Origin of the sequence: Pelistega indica, from assembly GCF_000506865.1 — a bacterium.
Classification (GTDB): domain Bacteria; phylum Pseudomonadota; class Gammaproteobacteria; order Burkholderiales; family Burkholderiaceae_B; genus Taylorella; species Taylorella indica.
Genome location: NZ_AYSV01000146.1, coordinates 1 through 19,411, shown reverse-complemented (window position 1 = coordinate 19,411; position 19,411 = coordinate 1). Strand labels below are relative to the sequence as shown.

At 39.3% G+C, this 19,411-nt stretch carries 14 protein-coding genes and 5 pseudogenes; 10 read left to right on the top strand and 9 right to left on the bottom strand.

What is annotated here, in order from left to right:
• Positions 1-181, top strand: a 181-nt coding sequence (locus V757_RS28240; protein ID WP_023953535.1) for an integrase core domain-containing protein, incomplete at its 5' end; no start/stop codon positions are given.
• On the opposite strand, the gene V757_RS27225 is transcribed toward V757_RS28240, so the two are convergent.
• The 4 genes from V757_RS27225 to cutA form a co-directional block, all read right to left on the bottom strand.
• Positions 176-592: a phenylalanine 4-monooxygenase gene (locus V757_RS27225; RefSeq protein ID WP_023953533.1), complete on the bottom strand. Its 417-nt coding sequence runs from the start codon at positions 590-592 to the stop codon at positions 176-178. The two genes, V757_RS28240 and V757_RS27225, sit on opposite strands and share 6 nt — an antisense overlap.
• 244 nt (positions 593-836) lie before the next feature.
• Positions 837-2,096: a protein-disulfide reductase DsbD gene (gene dsbD / locus V757_RS27760; RefSeq protein WP_147628891.1), complete on the bottom strand. Its 1,260-nt coding sequence runs from the start codon at positions 2,094-2,096 to the stop codon at positions 837-839.
• Between the two features lie 28 nt (positions 2,097-2,124).
• Positions 2,125-2,742, bottom strand: coding sequence for a protein-disulfide reductase DsbD domain-containing protein (locus V757_RS27755; protein ID WP_031274936.1), 618 nt, complete (start codon positions 2,740-2,742; stop codon positions 2,125-2,127).
• A gap of 7 nt (positions 2,743-2,749) precedes the next feature.
• Positions 2,750-3,076, bottom strand: a complete 327-nt coding sequence (gene cutA, locus V757_RS27215) for a divalent-cation tolerance protein CutA (RefSeq protein WP_023953531.1) — start codon at positions 3,074-3,076, stop codon at positions 2,750-2,752.
• Positions 3,077-3,359: 283 nt separating this feature from the next.
• Between cutA and lipA the strand changes: the two are divergent.
• The 4 genes and pseudogenes from lipA to V757_RS29720 all read left to right on the top strand — a co-directional run.
• Positions 3,360-4,289: pseudogene (gene lipA / locus V757_RS27210) on the top strand (lipoyl synthase); the annotation flags it as partial.
• Positions 4,289-5,311, top strand: a complete 1,023-nt coding sequence (gene rfbB, locus V757_RS27205; protein ID WP_023953527.1) for a dTDP-glucose 4,6-dehydratase — start codon at positions 4,289-4,291, stop codon at positions 5,309-5,311. The pseudogene lipA and the gene rfbB, both read left to right, overlap by 1 nt.
• A complete protein-coding gene (locus V757_RS29725) occupies positions 5,245-5,595 on the top strand; it encodes a dTDP-4-dehydrorhamnose 3,5-epimerase family protein (protein WP_147628890.1) in 351 nt (116 codons plus the stop codon). The genes rfbB and V757_RS29725 overlap by 67 nt, the downstream gene beginning before the upstream one ends.
• Complete coding sequence (locus tag V757_RS29720) at positions 5,528-5,887, top strand: dTDP-4-dehydrorhamnose 3,5-epimerase family protein (protein WP_147628889.1); 360 nt, start codon at positions 5,528-5,530, stop codon at positions 5,885-5,887. Before V757_RS29725 ends, V757_RS29720 begins: the two co-directional genes overlap by 68 nt.
• A gap of 28 nt (positions 5,888-5,915) precedes the next feature.
• On the opposite strand, the gene V757_RS27195 is transcribed toward V757_RS29720, so the two are convergent.
• The 4 genes and pseudogenes from V757_RS27195 to V757_RS27180 form a co-directional block, all read right to left on the bottom strand.
• Positions 5,916-7,319 (bottom strand): MFS transporter, encoded by a 1,404-nt coding sequence (locus V757_RS27195; RefSeq protein WP_023953525.1) that lies wholly within the window; start codon positions 7,317-7,319, stop codon positions 5,916-5,918.
• A 76-nt stretch (positions 7,320-7,395) separates the two neighbouring features.
• Positions 7,396-8,771 (bottom strand): annotated as a pseudogene (glmU, locus tag V757_RS27190) (bifunctional UDP-N-acetylglucosamine diphosphorylase/glucosamine-1-phosphate N-acetyltransferase GlmU).
• Positions 8,772-8,809: 38 nt separating this feature from the next.
• On the bottom strand, positions 8,810-9,334 hold the full coding sequence (locus tag V757_RS27185; RefSeq protein ID WP_023953522.1) for a PhaM family polyhydroxyalkanoate granule multifunctional regulatory protein: 525 nt from the start codon (positions 9,332-9,334) through the stop codon (positions 8,810-8,812).
• 36 nt (positions 9,335-9,370) lie between these two features.
• A complete protein-coding gene (locus V757_RS27180) occupies positions 9,371-10,177 on the bottom strand; it encodes an NUDIX hydrolase (RefSeq protein ID WP_023953520.1) in 807 nt (268 codons plus the stop codon).
• 68 nt (positions 10,178-10,245) lie between these two features.
• Here V757_RS27180 and V757_RS27175 point away from each other — a divergent pair, with 68 nt between their 5' ends.
• The gene (locus V757_RS27175) at positions 10,246-10,821 is read left to right on the top strand and encodes an SCO family protein (protein ID WP_162146597.1); all 576 of its coding nucleotides are present in this window, start codon (positions 10,246-10,248) and stop codon (positions 10,819-10,821) included.
• A gap of 169 nt (positions 10,822-10,990) precedes the next feature.
• Here the strand turns inward: V757_RS27175 and rpoH are convergent, their stop codons facing one another.
• The gene (rpoH, locus tag V757_RS27170; RefSeq protein ID WP_023953516.1) at positions 10,991-11,878 is read right to left on the bottom strand and encodes an RNA polymerase sigma factor RpoH; all 888 of its coding nucleotides are present in this window, start codon (positions 11,876-11,878) and stop codon (positions 10,991-10,993) included.
• A 221-nt stretch (positions 11,879-12,099) separates the two neighbouring features.
• Between rpoH and V757_RS27165 the strand changes: the two genes are divergently transcribed.
• From V757_RS27165 to gltD, 4 genes and pseudogenes are all read left to right on the top strand, one after another.
• Complete coding sequence (locus V757_RS27165; RefSeq protein WP_023953514.1) at positions 12,100-12,798, top strand: hypothetical protein; 699 nt, start codon at positions 12,100-12,102, stop codon at positions 12,796-12,798.
• Positions 12,799-12,852: 54 nt separating this feature from the next.
• Positions 12,853-14,230: pseudogene (gene dbpA / locus V757_RS27160) on the top strand (ATP-dependent RNA helicase DbpA).
• Between the two features lie 209 nt (positions 14,231-14,439).
• Positions 14,440-19,219 (top strand): annotated as a pseudogene (locus V757_RS27155) (glutamate synthase-related protein).
• A gap of 17 nt (positions 19,220-19,236) precedes the next feature.
• Positions 19,237-19,398, top strand: a pseudogene (gltD, locus tag V757_RS28550) (glutamate synthase); the annotation flags it as partial.
• Between the last annotated feature and the right edge of the window lie 13 nt (positions 19,399-19,411).

Below are 19,411 nucleotides of genomic sequence, written 5' to 3'. Positions count from 1 at the left end.
GCGATTTAATCGGACGTATCGCACAGAGGTTTTAGGGTGTTACCTCTTTAAAACACTAAAACAGGTTAAACAACTAACCGAGGAGTGGTTAACGATTTATAATACGCAAAGACCTCATGATGCACTAAAGGGGCTCACCCCTTTAATGTACAAACAAAAACATTCCGTTTCTACTTTATAGTTGTACTAAAAATGGGATGGGTACACAATGTCCCGCTACTTCATGGAAAATATCGGGTTCTTGGATATAGTCGAAGTCTTCTCGGCGACGAATAAACGTAGCAACAGGAAAGGATTTATTGGCTAGTAATTCGAAAAATCTTTTGAATGAAATTAATGCGGGTACTGCGGCTGTACGCCATCCAGTTGTAGAAAGTAATACGTCATCAATTTCTTTTAGTTGAGGAATAGTTTGTATTGGAAGATTTAATTTTTTAAGTCCTTCTAGGTACTCTGGGCAAGCTCTATTAGGAAGTGCTTGCTGTTGGCGGGTAATTAATTCACTCCAAATTTGATGCTCGTCAGCAGGATAACGAATAATGCCCTGTTCATCTGCCTGGCGAGCGACATATTCATGTTGCTCTGCAGTCATTATTTACTCTTGAATAAAAATTTAATCCTCCAATTTAACAAGAAAGAATTAGAAAAAATATAAGCGTAAATACTGATGCAAAAATATAAAAAGAGTTATCTAGAGAGGATGAAGTTAAAAGGTTGCTCGTAAAAAAAGTATAGATATATTGCCATAACTAAAGAGTAGTCATCTATCGTAATAATAGATGACTACTCTTTGTGTTGTAGGAGAAATGATATTAGCTAATGCCGTACTTAAGGATTTATTTAGAGCCTAGTGCTTTCTCTAAACTTTGTGTGAAGCGCTCAGCATTTTGGAAACCAATCACACGCACTTGAGTATTTTCTTGACCATTAGGGGTAAAGAAAATAATGCCTGGTGGTCCGAATAGTTGGAAAGCTTTTAGTAATTCTCTATCGTCCTTGGTATTCTTTGTGACATCCACTTGTAGTAAACGGAAATTTTTTAGTAATGTCTGAACATTAGCATTAGGGAAGGTGAATTTTTCCATTTCAACACATGAAACGCACCAATCTGCATAGAAGTCTAGTATGATGGGTTTGTCCGTACTAGCAAGTATTTGTTTCAGCTCAGATAGCGTATGAATACGTTCAAACTTGACATGAGAAAGCGTCGTTTCTTGAACCGCTAAGGGGTGTAAAACACTACGTGAACCTATACCAAAACCAATGACTAATAGAATAGCCCAGATAACTGCTAGCCATCCCACGAGTTTTAATAAGAGGGTCGTAAAATTTGGAAAGGGCTTATAGCCTCTAAAGGTGCCAATGACATAGGCAAACGCTATGGCTAAAGCCGCCCACAATAGCATAGGTAGCCAATTGGGTAGTAGTGGGGCTATCATCCATAAGGCGGCCGCAAACAATAATAAACCACATACCTTTTTGACACTATCCATCCATGCTCCTGCCTTTGGTAAGAGAGCGCCAGAACTTGATCCCAATAAAATGAGTGAAACGCCTTGCCCCCAGGCAAGTAGGAAGAGGATAAGTCCTCCTTTTACAATATCTCCCGTTTGAGATATAAAGAGTAAAACACCGGCTAATGGTGCAGCGACGCACGGCCCACAGATTAATGCAGAGATCATCCCCATTAATAATGCTGCCCCACCTTGTCCAGCAGGCAATTTATTCACAATATTATTAAGTTTTGTTTGTACGGAAGCAGGCATCTGCATGTTATATGCACCAAACATAGCAATGCCGAAAATAACGAGGAATAAGGCAAAGATACCTAACACCCAAGGATTCTGAATCCAATTGGCAAGGGCAGCACCAATGGAAGCGGCAATAATACCTAAGAGGGTGTATACGATGGATGTACCTAATACATATAACAATGTTAGGCGTAAGCTATGAAAGCGTGATTGTTGCTGTTTTTGGCTACCCACAACAAGAGATAAGAGGATAGGCAACATTGGTAATACGCACGGCGTAAAAGATAATGCCAAACCAAGTAAAAAAGCAACGGCTAACATATGCCATAGACTAGCATTATGCAACCATGATGCAATTTCTGTGTCCCCAGCATTAAGAAGATTCTAAGGAGTTTTTTTCTGGTGCAGAATCTTTGAGAGTTGAATTGTTATCACTCGTAGACGTATTTAATTCACGTTGGGCTTCTTCACTGGAGATAAGGCTAAAATTATTTGCTTCTTTAGGAAGGGCAATGTCATAGCCTGTACTGGTAATAGTCACGGGCAAATAATAATACATTGGTGGGTAGCATAGACCAGCATCAGCACAACCTTGAGCCGTCACTTCTAAGGTAAATGATGGGGTGTCTGTAGGAATAGGTATAGTCACTAATGATTGGTGATGATAAACCTCCATTTCCTTATTAAAGGTGGGGTCAAATTTAATATCGCCTTTGGAGTAACTGATGCTTGTTGAATTAAGTAAATCGTGTTCTTTATTATCAATGATGGACCTAAATTCAAACCTTTCTTTATACATATAGTAGCCATCAGCAACTCCAAATTGAAGGTTGAGCTGATTTTCATGGCTAATATTTGCGTAGAGTTTAAAGGCTTGGTTAGGCTCCAAAAAATTTTCTTGTGCTTGTACGGGCTGAACAGAGACATTAAAAATAATACTTACTAATGCCAAAAGGAAAACGGTATAAAGACGATTTATTAAAGCTATCATTTTCTTGCTATTCTGTTGTTTGTTGGTTAATCCAAGTGAGGTATTCAGAGTCGCCTCCGATGATGGGTAAGCAAATAATCTCCGGTACTTCATAGGGGTGCAACTCTTTTATTTTAGCCATGCAAGCTTGTTGCTTAGCTGTAGAGGTTTTAATGGTAAGGATAATTTCCTCGCTACCTTCTAAATTATCTTGCCAGAGATACATGGATAGACCCATAGGAGAAAGATGCACACAGGCAGCATACTTATCCTCAACCAAAATATGAGCGAGACGTTTAGCAAATAATAAGTCTGGCACACTGGTTTGTATGAGTAAAGCGATGGGGCTTTCCATATAAACTCCATAAAATTAATATGATAAGCTGGATAGATAAAAATTATATTGATAAATGTTTACTTAACACAATCAAATACTTAACTGAAAAAGATTGTAATATATTAATCACTATCACTTAGTAAGGATAATTCTCATAGGGAAAATAGGTTTTTAGGATTTATCCTGCTATTCAGGGTTAAAATAACCCTTTGTAATTTTTTTGCCTTGCAAAGCAGACGTTAACTATGACAAATACGTTATCACATCCAGTCGATAAAGACACATCATATGATGCGACAACAAAAAACAAAAATCGTTTGATAAAACCTCGCGGATTCCTATCAAAATTATTCCTGTTGAAAAATTAAAAAAACCAGAATGGATTAGAGTTAAAGCCGCCGCGCCTAATTCAAAGTTTAATGAGATTAAACAAATTCTGCGTGAAAATAAAATGGTAACTGTATGTGAGGAGGCGTCTTGCCCAAATATTGGTGAATGTTTTGGCCGTGGTACAGCTACCTTTATGATTATGGGTGATAAATGTACCCGTCGTTGTCCATTCTGTGATGTAGGACATGGTCGTCCTGATCCTTTAGATGTCAATGAACCAAGTAATCTGGCCAAATCCATTGCGGCAATGAAGTTACGTTATGTGGTGATTACCTCTGTAGATCGTGATGATTTGAGAGATGGGGGTGCGCAGCATTATGTGGATTGTATTAATGAAATTCGTGAACGCTCTCCACAGACAACGATAGAGGTGTTGGTACCTGATTTTAGAGGACGTTTAGAAAAAGCATTAGATATTTTTGCTAAAAGTTTGCCTGATGTTTTAAATCACAATTTGGAAACAGTGCCTCGTCTATATCGTCAAGCCCGTCCTGGTGCTGATTATATGCATTCATTGAAATTATTAAAAGACTTCAAGGCAATGTATCCCTCTATTCCGACTAAATCAGGTTTGATGGTTGGCTTGGGTGAAACTGATGAAGAGATTTTACAAGTCATGCGTGATATGCGGGAGCATGATATTGAGATGCTAACAATTGGTCAATATTTACAACCCTCTGACCACCATTTACCAGTATTGCGTTATGTACATCCAGATACCTTCAAAATGTATGAAGAAGAAGCGTATAAAATGGGCTTTTCGCATGCTGCAGTAGGGGCGATGGTACGCTCTTCTTATCATGCTGATCAACAAGCACATAATGCGGGTGTTGAGTCTTAGTGAATATTCTGGTAACGGGTGGCTGCGGATTTATCGGTGGTCATTTTATTAGAACAGCGTTTTCTGCAGAGGGATTATCGCAATTAGGCTTTAATCCCATCGCAGATGTTTTAATTAATCTGGATAACTTATCCTATGCAGCTAACCCGGAAGGGTTAGTAGAGCTTGATTCTTGTGCGTCTTATCATTTTATCCAAGAGGATATTTTGCATGAGCAAGCTATATTGAGTATTTTAGAAAAATTTCATATTGAAGCCATTGTGCATTTCGCGGCACAAACTCATGTGGATAGATCTATTCAACAGGTTGATCCTTTTGTGCAGACAAATGTCTTAGGTACACTATCGATATTGAAAGCGTGTCAGCATTATTTAACACATGCTAAGGATATAAAAAAACGCTTTAGGATGGTCTATGTGTCAACGGATGAGGTTTATGGTAGTTTGGCAAGCTCAGTAGCTCCGGTGACTGAAACAGCGCCTTTAAAGCCTAGTAATCCTTATTCGGCCAGTAAGGCAGCCGGGGAGCATTTTGTTCAGGCGTGGTGTAATACCTATCAGATACCTACCATCATTACTCGTTGTAGTAATAATTATGGTGTTGGACAATACCCCGAAAAGCTTATTCCTTTAATGTTGAAGCAAGCATTGAACGAACAGGCATTACCGATTTATGGGAATGGGTTACAAATTAGGGATTGGATTGCTGTAGAGGACCATTGTCGAGCCATTAATTGTGTACTGCGATCAGGTAGCGTTGGTGAAATTTATAATATCGGTGCTAATCAAGAAGTTAGTAATATTGCGTTAGTTAGCATATTATGTCGATTGCTGGATGAATATAAGCCTAGAACTAATCAACAGTCCTATACTGACTTAATTACGTATATTCAGGATAGACCAGGCCATGATCAACGTTATGCATTAAATACTCAAAAAATACGTCAAGAATTGGCATGGACACCAATAATATCCTTAGAGCAAGGGCTCAAGAATATCGTGTTAGCTACATTGGATGCATAATGAAAGTGAACGAAATACAGATATCAGGCGTAAAGATAATTACTCAGAATTGTTATCACGATTACCGAGGATATTTTGTAGAAAGTTATAATCAAGCTCAATTTGATGAGTATAGTAATCTCAAATCATCGTGGTTACAAGATAATTTATCGTATTCAAAACAAGGTACATTACGAGGATTACATTATCAATTTCCTCATGCACAAGCAAAATTGAATACAAGTAGTCAAAGGTTATATTTGGGATGTTGTGCTAGATTTACGGCAAGACTCCCCAACATTTAAACAATGGCAAGGATTCTATTTACAAGATCCTCTGCTAAATCCCAATAAACAGCTCGAATTATTGTATATCCCAGAAGGTTGTGCACATGGTTTTTTAACCATTAGTGAGGACGCCATTGTTCACTATAAAGTAGCAGAGCGATATTATCCACAAGAAGAACAAACGTTGGTTTTCAACGATCCTGACATTGCGATAGAGTGGCCACTACATGCCTTACCTGTAGATATACCACTCATTTTATCTGAGAAGGATAGGCAAGGAAAAACCTTTAGCCAGTTGCCATTGTTTTGAACCTAGCCAGGATTCAAATATTTATGTCTTAAATAATGCTAGTATCTGTTTTTCGAATATAACGAGATAGATTAACTAGACTGGCTAAACCAATGACTATCGCCCCTAGCATAATACCATTGTAATGCCCATTCTCTGGGCTAATGGTAAAACATAGAGCCACTAATGCAGCCCCAGTACATTGTCCAAATAGACGAGCTGTTGATTGCATACCACCCGTTGCACTGGAACGATGGGGAGGTGCTGATAATAAAATTGCTTTGTTATTTGGTGTTTGGAAAAAGCCAAAGCCTAAGCCTGCACAGAAAAGGCATAATCCAAAATAAATTGGCGGTGAATCTTCCGGTAAGAATAATAAAATCACTAAGCCAAGACACATTATTAAACTACCTGAACCTGCTAGTACAGAGGCTGGATGTTTATTTGATAATCTTGCTGCAATAGGGGAGATTATTAAGCCCGCAATAGGCCAAGCACTGAATAATAAGCCAACCGTTTTAGTGGACATATGTAATTCGTGTTGGAAATAGAAGGGAGCTGAAATCATTGTTAATGATGCTGCTGCAAAGCTCATTGCGGATACAATAACGGCATCTCTAAAAGAGATATTTTGTAATAAATCAATGGGTACTAAAGGACTATGATCGGTTTGAGCTCTTTTATAGACAACGTAACCAGAAATAATAGATACAGCAAGTAAGCATAAGCTAATTACGGTATGGCTAAAGGCTAAATCTAAGAAGGCGATAAATCCTCCTAAAGCCAAAGCATTTAATACGGCGCTTAGGTAGTCAAAAGGCTTTTCGACACGTTTTACCCTTGGAACATAAAGGGTGAGAATCAGTGCTAATAAACATAATGGAATGGTAAATCCATAAATCCAATGCCAAGAAGCAATACCAATAATAAATGCTCCTAGTGATGGACTAATTAAAGCGGCGGCACCCACAACCATCGCATTTAGACTAATTCCTGTAGCGAGTAATCGACGAGGATAAATATTGCGTACTAAGCCTCCGAATAGCGACATGAAAGCAGAACATCCAATTCCTTGAATAATGCGTGTGACAATAAGGTGTTCAAGCGAGTTGGCAAACATACTTCCAATTGCACCAAGCATAAAGATAACAATACCAATGCGCAATAACCGTCTAAAACCTATCTGTTCAGCAAGTGCTGAAAAAGGTAGTAAAGTGGCAATAATGGTAATTGTGTAGGCGTTAATAATCCAAACAGTAGTAGCTGGTAATACGTTTAGATTCTTGCTGATCGTTGGAAGAGCAATATTAGTAATGCTACTATCAATAACACCGATAGCAATGACCACTAGTAATGCCATTGCAGCAAGATATCGTTGTGGAGTTGGTAAGCCATCTTGTGATGGTGTGCCTTCAGATGGAGAAGGACTTTTAAGGGTTTCTGAAATAGCCATATTAATTAAAAAAGCTACTCATAAGGGATAAAGCTTGGCTAGTTTTTCGGATATGAGTAGCTTGTTGTGTTATCAGTTATTTTTTAGTTGGTCTTTTCCAATTTGCTATGGTAAATTGTTGAACTCTTGAAATCGTTAATTGATTCGCAGGAGCGTCTTTCGTTAAGGTTGTGCCAGCGCCAAGGGTAGCATTAGCTCCTACTGTTACGGGGGCTACAAGTTGTGTATCTGAACCAATAAATGCCCCATCTTCAATGACGGTTTGGAACTTATTCACGCCATCATAGTTGCAAGTGATGGTGCCGGCGCCAATATTTACTTTTTCACCAATCGTAGCATCACCTAAATAGCTAAGGTGATTGGCTTTGCTATAGGCGCCCAAACGTGTTTTTTTAAGCTACAACTAAAGTTGCCAACATGACTATGTGAGCCAAGTGAAGCACCTGGACGCAAACGAGCGTATGGACCAATTACAGCATGATCTTCTGCCTTTGCTTGTTCTAGGTGGCTAAAAGCATCTACATGTGTGTTTTGTCCAAGCTCTACATTACGTAGCACGCAGTTTGGACCGATTTTTACTCCGTCTGCTAATACGACTCGTCCCTCAAAAACACAGCCAGTATCAATGAAAACATCACGACCACAGATAAGCTCACCACGTAAGTTAAAGTTATTTGGGTCAGCGAGTGTTACCCCTTTTTCTAGTAAGCGACGCGCTTGCTCTGCTTGCCATAGACGTTCAAGTTGAGCCTGTTGGATACGACTATTAACACCAAGTGTTTCCCAGTTAGCACTTGATTGAGCAGCATTGACAGCAACCCCGTCTTTTACGGCTAAACCAATAATATCGGTAAGATAATATTCACCTTGTGCATTATTATTATCAATACGAGTTAACCAGTTTTTAAGATGAGCGGTAGGGGCACAGAGAATGCCAGTATTAACTTCATTAATTTTTAATTCTTCTGGGGTAGCATCTTTATGCTCTACAATACGATGAACTTGACCATTCGCATCTCTGACGATACGCCCATAACCAGTCGGGTCAGCAAGCGTTTCCGTTAAAACGCTGACACCAGTACCTGCAGACTGAATAAGCTTGGTAAGAGTATCTGATTGCACAAGAGGTACATCACCGTATAAAACTAAGGTCATGTCATTGCTATCGTTGCCCCCAACTAATTGATCTACGGCTTGTTGTACAGCATGACCCGTACCATGTTGAGGCATTTGTAGTGCGAAACCTAAATCGTTTTCTTGCGCAAAATAATCTTTGACTGTATCAGCGCCATGACCAACTACCACAATAATTTTACTAGGATTGAGTTGGCGAGCACTATCAATAACATGAGAAAGCATAGGTTTACCAGCGATACTGTGTAAAACCTTAGGAAGATCTGACTGCATGCGTTTGCCCATGCCTGCAGCGAGAATAACGATATTAAGATGCATAGATAAATAATATAAATTTAGTTAATGTACGGATAATTCTACTCTTTTTTTTCAGTCGGTTTACGCCTGCTCTGCTTTACCGCTGTTTTTCTAGGCTTTGACGCATTAGTAGTGGCGACTTTTGATGTGGAATTATCTGTAGCAACAGTCTGTTGTGAGTCTGTTGTTGGTGTAGTCTGTTTGAGATTTGCCGTTTGTGCTTGTACTAATTGCGTCAATTGTTCTTGAAGACTTTGCCACCATTGTTGGCCTGCTGCTTGTAATGCCTCATTACTATTCAATATTTCTTTAAATGATGTCAGATTACTTTTTTGTAATTCTAACCCTTGAATAGTATTTTTAAGCATAGACAAATTCAGGCTTAACCAATTCTCAACATTTTTGAGCTCTTCTATACGTTTATCAATTTCTGCAATAGTTGCTTCGGGAGAAGAAAATGTTTGTTGGTTCTTTTCTAATGTGTGGTTCCACGCCTTATGGAAAGCATCAATATTTCCAAAAAAAGGTTGCTTAAAATAGTCGGGTGAAAATAATTGTTCAAATAAATTTTTATTATCACTCATTTGTTGTCCCCTCTAAAAAATTAATTACTATCACTGTTAGCGAATTGTTTTAAAAATATTATTCTCTATACTGTTAATTAAAACAACCATTGCTTCTGCGGTAACTTGATCATTACACATTAATTGAATCACTTCATCAATACTAAAAATACGTATTTCACTTACTTCACCGTCTTGGTTTTGTGGGTGAATATGAGGCTCTAGAATGCAGTCGCTCGTTAATATTTCCTCTACTTGATAACCTTCTGGTAAAGGGCGACGCACAGTATCAATAGAACGAATATCGGTACGTAAGGTTAGTTGAGATTCTCTTAAACCAGCCTCTTCAAAAGTTTCTCTAATGAGCCCTGACTCCAAGGTATCATGAGCGTTTAATAAACCTCCTGAAAGAGTATCCCACTTATTAGGGTCAGTTTGTTTGGTGGGTGACCTAAGGGATAGAAAAATTTTTCCTTCAGGTGTCCACGCATTCATATGAATAGCTTGAGTGAGTAAGCCTAAGGGGCGAGTAGCTGTTCGCTCAATATGAGCGAACGCACTTTGTTCACGCCAGACTACCACTTGTTCATCACGCCAAAAATGCAAGCAGGACTGTTCCAGTAGGTGATGAGCTAGTTGATTAAAAAAATCAGTTCTACCTTGAAAATCGTGTGATGTTAAATCAAGGTGTACACTATCTGTTTGAACGTTAAACCCTTGATAATGTGCTATCGCTTTCAGTGCATTAGGGTGGATTATTCCTGTTAAAACCTTATTTACATATAATGGTAAAGAGCCTACTATGGGTTGTATATGTATGGTGTTTTCTAAGCGTAGCTTAAGATTATCAAGGGATAATGTCACGATAAACAATACAAGGTTAAATAAAAACTCTATTTTAGCCAGATTAAAGGGTAATTGAAAGAATGTATTTGAAACAAATTTTATTGGGACTTTGGCTAACCATTGCTAGCGTTACTTCGGTCTTTGCTGCCTGGAATGGGAGTTCAATAGAAGGCAGTAAATTAGGAACCCAATGGGAAGTGATTGATACTCAAGGTAATAGTCGTACAGCTCAAACTATCCAAGGGAAAGTGAGTTTATTTTTCTTCGGGTTTACCCAATGTCCTGATATTTGTCCGACGACACTTGCCACTATATCTCAGATTTTTTCCTTGTTGAATGAGTCACAACGAAAAGATGTGCAGATTATTATGGTGAGTGTTGATCCTGAACGGGATACAGTAGAGGTATTAAAACAGTATTTAAGTTATTTTCCTGGCAATATAATAGGGTTTACGGGCAGTGAGGAGCAAATTAAAACCATGCAAAAAAGCTTTAAAGTATTTTCCCGTAAAGTACCTATACAAGATGGGAAGAGCTACACGGTAGAGCACTCTAGTAATCTATATTTGTTTGATAAACAGGGTAAACCACGACTGTTTTATTATAGTGATGTCGCACCAGAAAAATTAGCTCAGGATGTAGAGGCTTTGTTGAATGAGTAGTATTTCGGCGTACTAGTTTTCAGCAGAAATAATAAGAATAAGAGATTTCTTGGAGAAAAATTTGACAGTTTGGGTGTGACCTTGCATAGAAAAGTCAACTTCAAGCTATCACACAAAAACAAGGCAACTCGTAGAGTTGCCTTGTTGTACTTCAATAATTAGTGAGTCATTAAGCGGCTTGTGCTTCTAACACTTGACGCATTTTTTTGATTGCCGCATTTTCAATTTGACGTACGCGTTCAGCTGAGACGCCGTATTGTGAGGCTAACTCTTGGAGTGTTTTGCCTTCGCCGTCATCTTGTAACCAACGAGATTCAATAATATCGCGAGAGCGATCATCAAGTTTATCTAAAGCTGCAGTAATTCCCTGAGTTTGTAAGTCATAACGATAACGTTGGGCAAGTACCTGACCTGGCTCGTGTTGCCCATCATCAGATAGGTAAGTGATAGGGGCAAAATCATCTTCATCGTCATTAGAAGACTCAAGTGCCATATCACGTCCAGAAAGACGGACTTCCATCTCAGCGACTTCTTCTGGTTTTACGTTAAGTTTTTCTGCAATACCTTGGATTTGGGATGGATCTAAGGTTTGTCCATCTGGACGCATACTACGTAAGTTAAAGAACAGTTTGCGTTGAGCTTTGGTCGTTGCTACTTTAACTAAACGCCAGTTACGAATAATGTATTCATTGATTTCTGCTTTAATCCAGTGGACAGCAAAGGAAACTAAACGCACGCCATGAGATAAGTCAAAGCGTTTTACGGCTTTCATCAAACCGATATTACCCTCTTGGATAAGGTCCGCATGAGCAATACCATAGCCTAAATATTGGCGAGAAATTGACACAACAAGGCGTAGGTGAGAAAGGATTAAAGATTTTGCCGCTTCTAAATCACCATTAGCCTGTAAGCGTTCGGCAAAGTCTCTTTCTTGTTCTGGAGTAAGCACAGGGATACGATTGACAGCGCTGATATAAGCTTCAATCGAACCCATGGCGCCAGGATTAGCTACCGCCATTGCTACATTATTTTGTAGTGCAAGTGATTGATTTGTCATGGTATTTTCCTATGAAAATGTTTATGTTAGGTATTATTTTAGCACTCTTGTGGTTAGAGTGCTAATATTTTCAATACCTCACAGGTCTTAATTGGTTTCAGTGTGTAACACCATTTGAAGGAAAGGGAAATTGCTATAAAAATCAAGTAAATATCATAAAAATCAAGCGGAAAATATAGAAAAAAGCGATAATGATGTCTTTGTAGGTAAAGTAAGGTTATATGGCCAGATTAGCGCGTCTCTATGCTCCAAATACTTGTCAGCTAGTTCAAGCAAAACTACTTCCTCATATTGCTCGTTTATCAGACGAGCAACAGTTAAAGCCTAAGTTATTAGCTTGGTTAGAGGAGCTAAGTGTACGGTATCAATTACCTATTCATGCATGGTCAATTACCAATGAGGGGATATATTTTTTAAGTACCCCTCCTAATGAGCGTACGATTTCTCAAGTTGTCCAGGCATTGGGACGCTATTTAGCTTCTAGTTTACGCTTAGGTGCTGTATTTGCATCAAGATATCGTTCTTGTTTGGTTGAAGAGGGTGATCATTATTTGGCTTGCATGATTTGGTTAGAGATGTATCTTCATCACAAAGAAGGCATAGAGCAACCGGATTTGCTTCCATGGACGTCTGCTGGTGTGCATACGGGACGCATAAATAAAGATTTAAAATGGTTAACTGATCATCATGATTATTGGGTACTAGGGAATACTTCTTTTGAGCGTCAGGCACGTTATAAAAGTCTTTGTGAAGAAGGATTAAGTCATTCTAGGATTTTGGATATAGAAGCTGCCATCCATGGGCAATGGGCATTGGGAAGCGATAGTTTTATTGAAAAAATAGCCCCGTTTGCTAGTCGTCGTGTGTTACCGAGTAAACGAGGCCGTCCACGAAAAGAAACATTGTTAAAGAATAATTAATACCTTAATCCTGAGGTGTTACTCTTAACGTATTCATTTAATTTGGAAAAAAATATGTCCACAGATTTTGCTTCATTGCCGCTAAGTGCTGCTCAATTACATAATTTAAAGGAGTTGGGTTATACCCAAATGCGTCCAATACAAGCTCAAAGCCTGCCTGCTATTTTGGAAGGTAAGGATGTGCGTGGGCAGGCGGAAACGGGTAGTGGAAAGACCCTTGCCTTTGGTTTAGGGATTGTTCAAAAAATTAACCCTGCTTTTTTTGGGGCTCAAGGAATTGTGCTGTGTCCAACACGAGAGTTGGCTGATCAAGTTGCACAACAAATTCGTAAATTGGCAAGAGCACTTAATAATATTAAAGTTTTAACCCTTTGTGGGGGAAGTGCCTTACGCCCACAAATTGAATCATTAAAACATGGTGCGCATATTATTGTTGGTACGCCGGGGCGAGTATTGGACTTGTTGCGTGGACAGCATTTAGATCTTAGTCATATCAACGTGTTTGTACTAGATGAGGCGGATAGGATGATGGATATGGGGTTCTTTGATGATATTGGTGAAATTTCTCAAGCAACACCATTACGTAAACAAACTTTGTTTTTTTCAGCCACATTCCCAGAGCATATCTTAAAAATCAGTGAAGGTTTTCAGCGTAATCCTATTACTGTCGAAATGAGTCCTGAGGCAGTTAATCATAATCTGGATCATTTATTTTTCGTGACTACGCCAGAGAATCGGTTTGCAGATTGTGCACGGTTGCTAAAACATTATCGACCTGTATCTACATTGGCTTTTTGTAATACAAAAGTCCAGTGTGAAGAATTGGCTGATTACCTTAACCATCAAGGGATTGTGAGTTTAGTGCTGCACGGTGATATGGATCAGCGTGATCGAGAAGATGTATTAGTTCAGTTTATCAATCGTTCATGTTCAGTATTGGTGGCTACTGATGTTGCCGCTAGAGGCTTAGATATTGATACGTTGGATGCCATCATCAATGTAGAATTAACACCTAATGTGGCTACACATATTCATCGTATTGGCAGAACAGGTCGAAAAGAAGCAAAGGGTTTGGCACTTAATTTAGTGACAGATAAAGAAAAATAATAGAGCTGAGAGGATAGAGAAAAATATCGATTTGCCTGTTACTTGGTTGGATTTGCCTGCTCAAGGAAAGCAAAAACCGCTTAATCCGCCGATGCGCACGATTTGTATTAGAGGTGGAAAAAAAGAGAAATTACGCCCGGGTGATATTTTGGGCACATTGACTAAAGATTTAGGTTTGCCGGGTAGTGTTGTTGGCAAAATCAATATTTATGATTTTGTGAGCTTTGTCGCTATTGAAAGAAAACTTGCTGAGGAAACGATTGAAAAACTCCGTAAAACCAATATTAAAGGCAAGCAATGGATGATGCGTTTTATGGATACTTAATTTCGCAACTATCATTTTATTAATGTTTTTTGTGATTCAAAAAGTACTTAAGCTTTTTCCCCTTGTTTTGGTGTGTCCCTAATTTAATTGTCTGTGTTGCTGTTTTATTATAAATAGGGAGCGTCCCTATTTATTTATCTTGCACTGTAGCAAAAATCCACTTATTCTTGGTAGGTTATCCATTCTTGCCGTTTTTTTAGGACGTAATTATGAGCAAGCCAGTGCAATTATTAAAAGAAATCGTTATTGATGCTTCTGCTATTGGGCATCATACTTCCTGTGCGCCACAGACAAAACCCGTGATTCATCGCCAACCAGAATCACAAGGTCTTTATGATAAAGAAAATGAACATGATGCCTGTGGCGTTGGTTTTGTGGCCAATATTAAGGGTAAAAAAAGTCATACCATTATTCAGCAAGGCTTAAAAATCCTGGAAAACCTCGATCATCGAGGTGCCGTAGGTGCTGACAAATTGATGGGGGATGGTGCTGGTATTCTTATTCAGATTCCTGATACCTTATATCGTGAAGAAATGGCAAAACAAGGTGTAACCTTACCACCAGAGGGTGAGTATGGTGTAGTGATGGTGTTTTTGCCTAAAGAAATGGCGTCTCGTCTAGCCTGTGAGAGAGAGCTTGAACGTTCTGTCCGTGATGAAGGGCAAGTACTATTAGGTTGGCGTGATGTACCCGTCAATAAAGAGATGGAAATGTCGCCTGCTGTGAGAGAAGTAGAGCCAGTTATTCGTCAGTTATTTATTGGTCGTGGTCCAGATGTGATGGTACCAGATGCGTTAGAGCGCAAATTATACGTCATCCGTAAAACAGCTAGCCATGCGATTCAACATATGAATCTAGCACATAGTAAAGAATACTATGTACCATCAGCGTCTGTGCGTACCGTTGTGTATAAAGGTTTATTGCTTGCTGACCAAGTGGGTCAGTATTATCGCGACTTAGAAGATCCTCGTGCTGTTTCTGCGTTAGCGTTAGTGCATCAACGTTTCTCTACAAATACATTCCCTGCATGGCCATTGGCTCACCCTTATCGTTTAATTGCACATAATGGAGAGATCAACACAGTCAAAGGAAACTTTAACTGGTTGCGTGCACGGGAAGGTATGATGGAATCGCCAGTATTAGGGGATGATTTACCTAAGCTTTACCCAATCGTCTATGAAGGACAATCAGATACGGCGACATTTGATAACTGTTTAGAACTAATGGTAAATGCCGGTTATTCACTTGCTCACGCGATGATGATGATGATTCCAGAAGCATGGGAACAACATACATTTATGGATGAGAATCGTCGTGCATTCTATGAATATAATGCAGCTAAACTTGAACCATGGGATGGACCAGCTGCTGTAGCGTTTACAGATGGACGTCAAATTGGCGCGACATTAGACCGTAATGGTTTGCGCCCAGCTCGTTATGTTGTGACTGATGATGATATGGTCATTCTTGCATCAGAAGCCGGTACATTAACTGTTCCAGAAAATCGTATTGTTAAAAAATGGCGTTTACAGCCAGGCAAAATGTTGCTAATTGATTTAGACCAAGGTCGTATTATTAGTGATGAAGAGATTAAAAACCAATTAGCCAATAGTCGCCCATATAGTCAATGGTTAAAACGATTAAGTGTTAAGTTAGAAGATCTAAAAGCACCTGTTGATAATACTCAGCCTATGCCAGCGTATACGTCTAGCGCTTCGTTGCTAGATCGTCAACAAGCGTTTGGTTGGACACAAGAAGATATTAAATTTATTCTTCAGCCAATGATTCAAAATGGTGAGGAAGCGATTGGCTCAATGGGTAATGATGCGCCTGTAGCTGTTCTTTCTAATAAAAATAAGCCATTTTATAACTATTTCCGTCAGCTATTTGCTCAAGTCACTAACCCACCGATTGACCCAATTCGTGAACAATTGGTGATGTCTTTAGTGTCATTTATTGGCCCTAAACCAAACCTATTAGATATTAATAACGTTAATCCACCACAACGTATCGAAGTTAATCAGCCAATTCTTGATGTAGAAGGGATGACACGTTTACGCGAAATTGAGCGCTATACGGATCATAAATTCCGTAGTTTTGAGCTTGATTTGACCTATCCAATTAGTTGGGGGGCTGAGGGTATTGAAGCAAGTGTAGCGTCATTATGCGCTCGTGCGGTAGATGCAGTTAAAAGTGGCAACAATATTCTTATCTTAACAGACCGTAAAGTAGATGCTGAACATGTGGCTATTCCAGCACTATTAGCGACATCAGCTATTCATCAGCATTTAATTCGTTCAGGATTGCGCACTAATACGGGTTTAGTAGTGGAAACAGGCTCTGCACGTGAGGTACACCATTTTGCTTTATTAGCAGGCTATGGTGCAGAAGCGATTCACCCTTACTTAGTATTTGAAACAATTGATCATTTGCCATCAGTGACAGACAAAGCGAAAGCCGTTTATAACTTTACTAAAGCAATTGGTAAGGGCTTAAATAAAGTTATGTCAAAAATGGGTATTTCAACTTATATGTCTTATACTGGTGCACAAATTTTTGAGGCAGTTGGCTTACAAAAAGCATTAGTGAAGAAATACTTCACTGGTACACCAAGCAATATTGAAGGGTTGGGTATTTTTGAAGTAGCGGAAGAAGCTATTCGCTCTCATAAAGCAGCGTTTGGTAGAGACCCTGTTCTAGCTAATGACTTAGATGCAGGCGGTGATTATGCTTTCCGTATTCGTGGTGAGCAACATATGTGGACGCCTGACTCGATTGCAAAATTACAGCACTCAACTCGTTCAAATAATTACAGTACCTACAAAGAATATGCGCAGTTGATCAATGATCAATCAAAACGCCATATGACACTACGAGGTTTATTTGAATTCAAAGTGGATCCAAGCAAAGCAATTCCACTAGATCAAGTTGAACCGGCTAAAGAAATTGTTAAGCGTTTTGCAACAGGTGCTATGTCATTGGGTTCTATTTCGACTGAGGCACATACTGTTCTTGCCGTAGCGATGAATCGTATTGGTGGTAAATCTAATACAGGTGAGGGTGGCGAGGATGAGCTTCGTTACCGTAAAGAAATTCGTACTGGATCTAGCGATATTAAAAAAGGTGAATAGTGTTGCCTCTGTGCTTGGTTCAGATAGAATTGTGGCAGATATTCCCCTAGAAAATGGTGACTCATTACGCTCAAAAATTAAGCAAGTAGCATCTGGACGTTTTGGTGTGAGTGCTGAGTACTTAAGCAGTGCAGACCAAATTCAAATCAAAATGGCTCAAGGGGCAAAACCAGGTGAGGGTGGTCAATTACCAGGCCATAAAGTGTCAGAGTATATTGCAAAATTACGTTACTCTGTGCCAGGTGTGGGATTGATTTCTCCCCCTCCTCACCACGATATTTACTCTATTGAGGATTTGGCACAATTAATTCATGACTTGAAAAACGTTAATCCTCGTGCATCAATTTCTACAAAATTAGTATCAGAAGTGGGTGTAGGTACGGTTGCTGCTGGTGTAGCAAAAGCAAAATCAGACCATATTGTGATTGCTGGTCATGACGGTGGTACTGGTGCATCGCCTATTTCTTCGATTAAACATGCAGGTACTCCGTGGGAATTAGGTCTATCAGAAACACAACAAACATTAGTATTAAATCGTTTACGTAGCCGTGTTCGATTGCAAGCAGATGGACAAATGAAAACTGGTCGTGATGTAGCGATTGGTGCATTACTTGGTGCGGATGAGTTTGGCTTTGCGACTGCTCCACTAGTTGTAGAAGGTTGTATCATGATGCGCAAGTGTCACTTAAATACTTGTCCAGTTGGTGTGGCTACTCAGGATCCTGTACTTCGCGCTAAGTTTACTGGTAAGCCAGAACATGTAGTGAATTATTTCTTCTTTATTGCGGAAGAAGTACGTGAAATTATGGCTCAATTAGGTATCAGTAAATTTGATGATATGATTGGTCGCACTGATTTACTAGATATGAAAGCTGGTATTGAGCATTGGAAAGCCAAAGGATTGGATTTCAGCCGAGTATTCCACTCTCCAGATGTTGATACTGGACGTTATCATACAGAGGGTCAAGATCATGGTCTAGATAATGCCTTAGATAATCAGTTAATTGAACGTAGTAAAGCCGCTATTGAGCGTGGTGAAAAAGTTTCTTTCATTATCCCAGTGCGTAATCGAAATCGTACTATTGGTGCTATGTTGTCTGGTGTGGTTGCGCATAAGTATGGTCATGAGGGGCTTCCAGACGATACTATCCATATTCAATGTAATGGTACCGCAGGTCAGAGTTATGGTGCTTTCTTGGCTCATGGTATTACGTTTGAGCTTGTCGGTGAAGGAAATGACTATGTAGGTAAGGGTTTATCTGGTGGTCGTATTTCTGTTCGCCCTCCTAATGATTTCCGTGGTTATGGTCCAGATCATATTATTGCTGGTAATACTGTTCTTTATGGGGCTCTTTCAGGGGAAGCTTATTTCAACGGTGTGGTGGGTGAACGTTTTGCTGTACGTAATTCGGGCGCATCTGCTGTGGTTGAAGGAACAGGCGATCACGGTTGTGAGTATATGACAGGTGGAACGGTTGTCGTTTTAGGTAAGACTGGTCGAAACTTTGCTGCAGGTATGTCAGGTGGTGTCGCTTATGTTTGGGATCCAGAAGGTCAATTTGAGAAACGTTGTAATACATCAATGGTTTCTTTAGAGTCTGTTTTATCTCATGATGAACAAACGAAATTAAATAATATGCAAGAGTGGCATTCGGTTGAACGTGGTGGTGATAGAGAAACTGATGATAGTATTTTACGTCGTCTAATCGAAAATCATTATCGTTATACAGGTAGTTTTAGGGCTCGAGATTTATTGGACAATTGGGATAAATCACGTAAGCAATTTGTGAAAGTGATTCCTACTGACTATCGTCGCGCTTTAACTGAGTTATGGCAAGCGAAAAACTCTGCTCAATAATGCTTAAGGAATTTATCATGGGAAAAATTACTGGTTTTTTAGAATTTGAACGTGTGTCAGAAACATACGAAGCACCTGCAGAGCGTCTTAAGCACTATAAAGAGTTTGTCTTGACGTTAGATGATAAACAGGCGACAACAGCAAGGTGCTTCGTTGTATTGGATTGTGGTATTCCATTTTGATAATAATGGT

What these genes read in the sequence shown, in the direction of transcription:
- V757_RS27185 (WP_023953522.1), bottom strand. Translation starts at nt 9,334, where the DNA reads ATGAGTGATAATAAAAATTTATTTGAACAATTATTTTCACCCGACTAT.
- V757_RS27195 (WP_023953525.1), bottom strand. Translation starts at nt 7,319, where the DNA reads ATGGCTATTTCAGAAACCCTTAAAAGTCCTTCTCCATCTGAAGGCACA.
- cutA (WP_023953531.1), bottom strand. Translation starts at nt 3,076, where the DNA reads ATGGAAAGCCCCATCGCTTTACTCATACAAACCAGTGTGCCAGACTTA.
- V757_RS27165 (WP_023953514.1), top strand. Translation starts at nt 12,100, where the DNA reads ATGGCCAGATTAGCGCGTCTCTATGCTCCAAATACTTGTCAGCTAGTT.
- V757_RS27755 (WP_031274936.1), bottom strand. Translation starts at nt 2,742, where the DNA reads ATGATAGCTTTAATAAATCGTCTTTATACCGTTTTCCTTTTGGCATTA.
- V757_RS29725 (WP_147628890.1), top strand. Translation starts at nt 5,245, where the DNA reads ATGGACACCAATAATATCCTTAGAGCAAGGGCTCAAGAATATCGTGTT.
- V757_RS27225 (WP_023953533.1), bottom strand. Translation starts at nt 592, where the DNA reads ATGACTGCAGAGCAACATGAATATGTCGCTCGCCAGGCAGATGAACAG.
- rpoH (WP_023953516.1), bottom strand. Translation starts at nt 11,878, where the DNA reads ATGACAAATCAATCACTTGCACTACAAAATAATGTAGCAATGGCGGTA.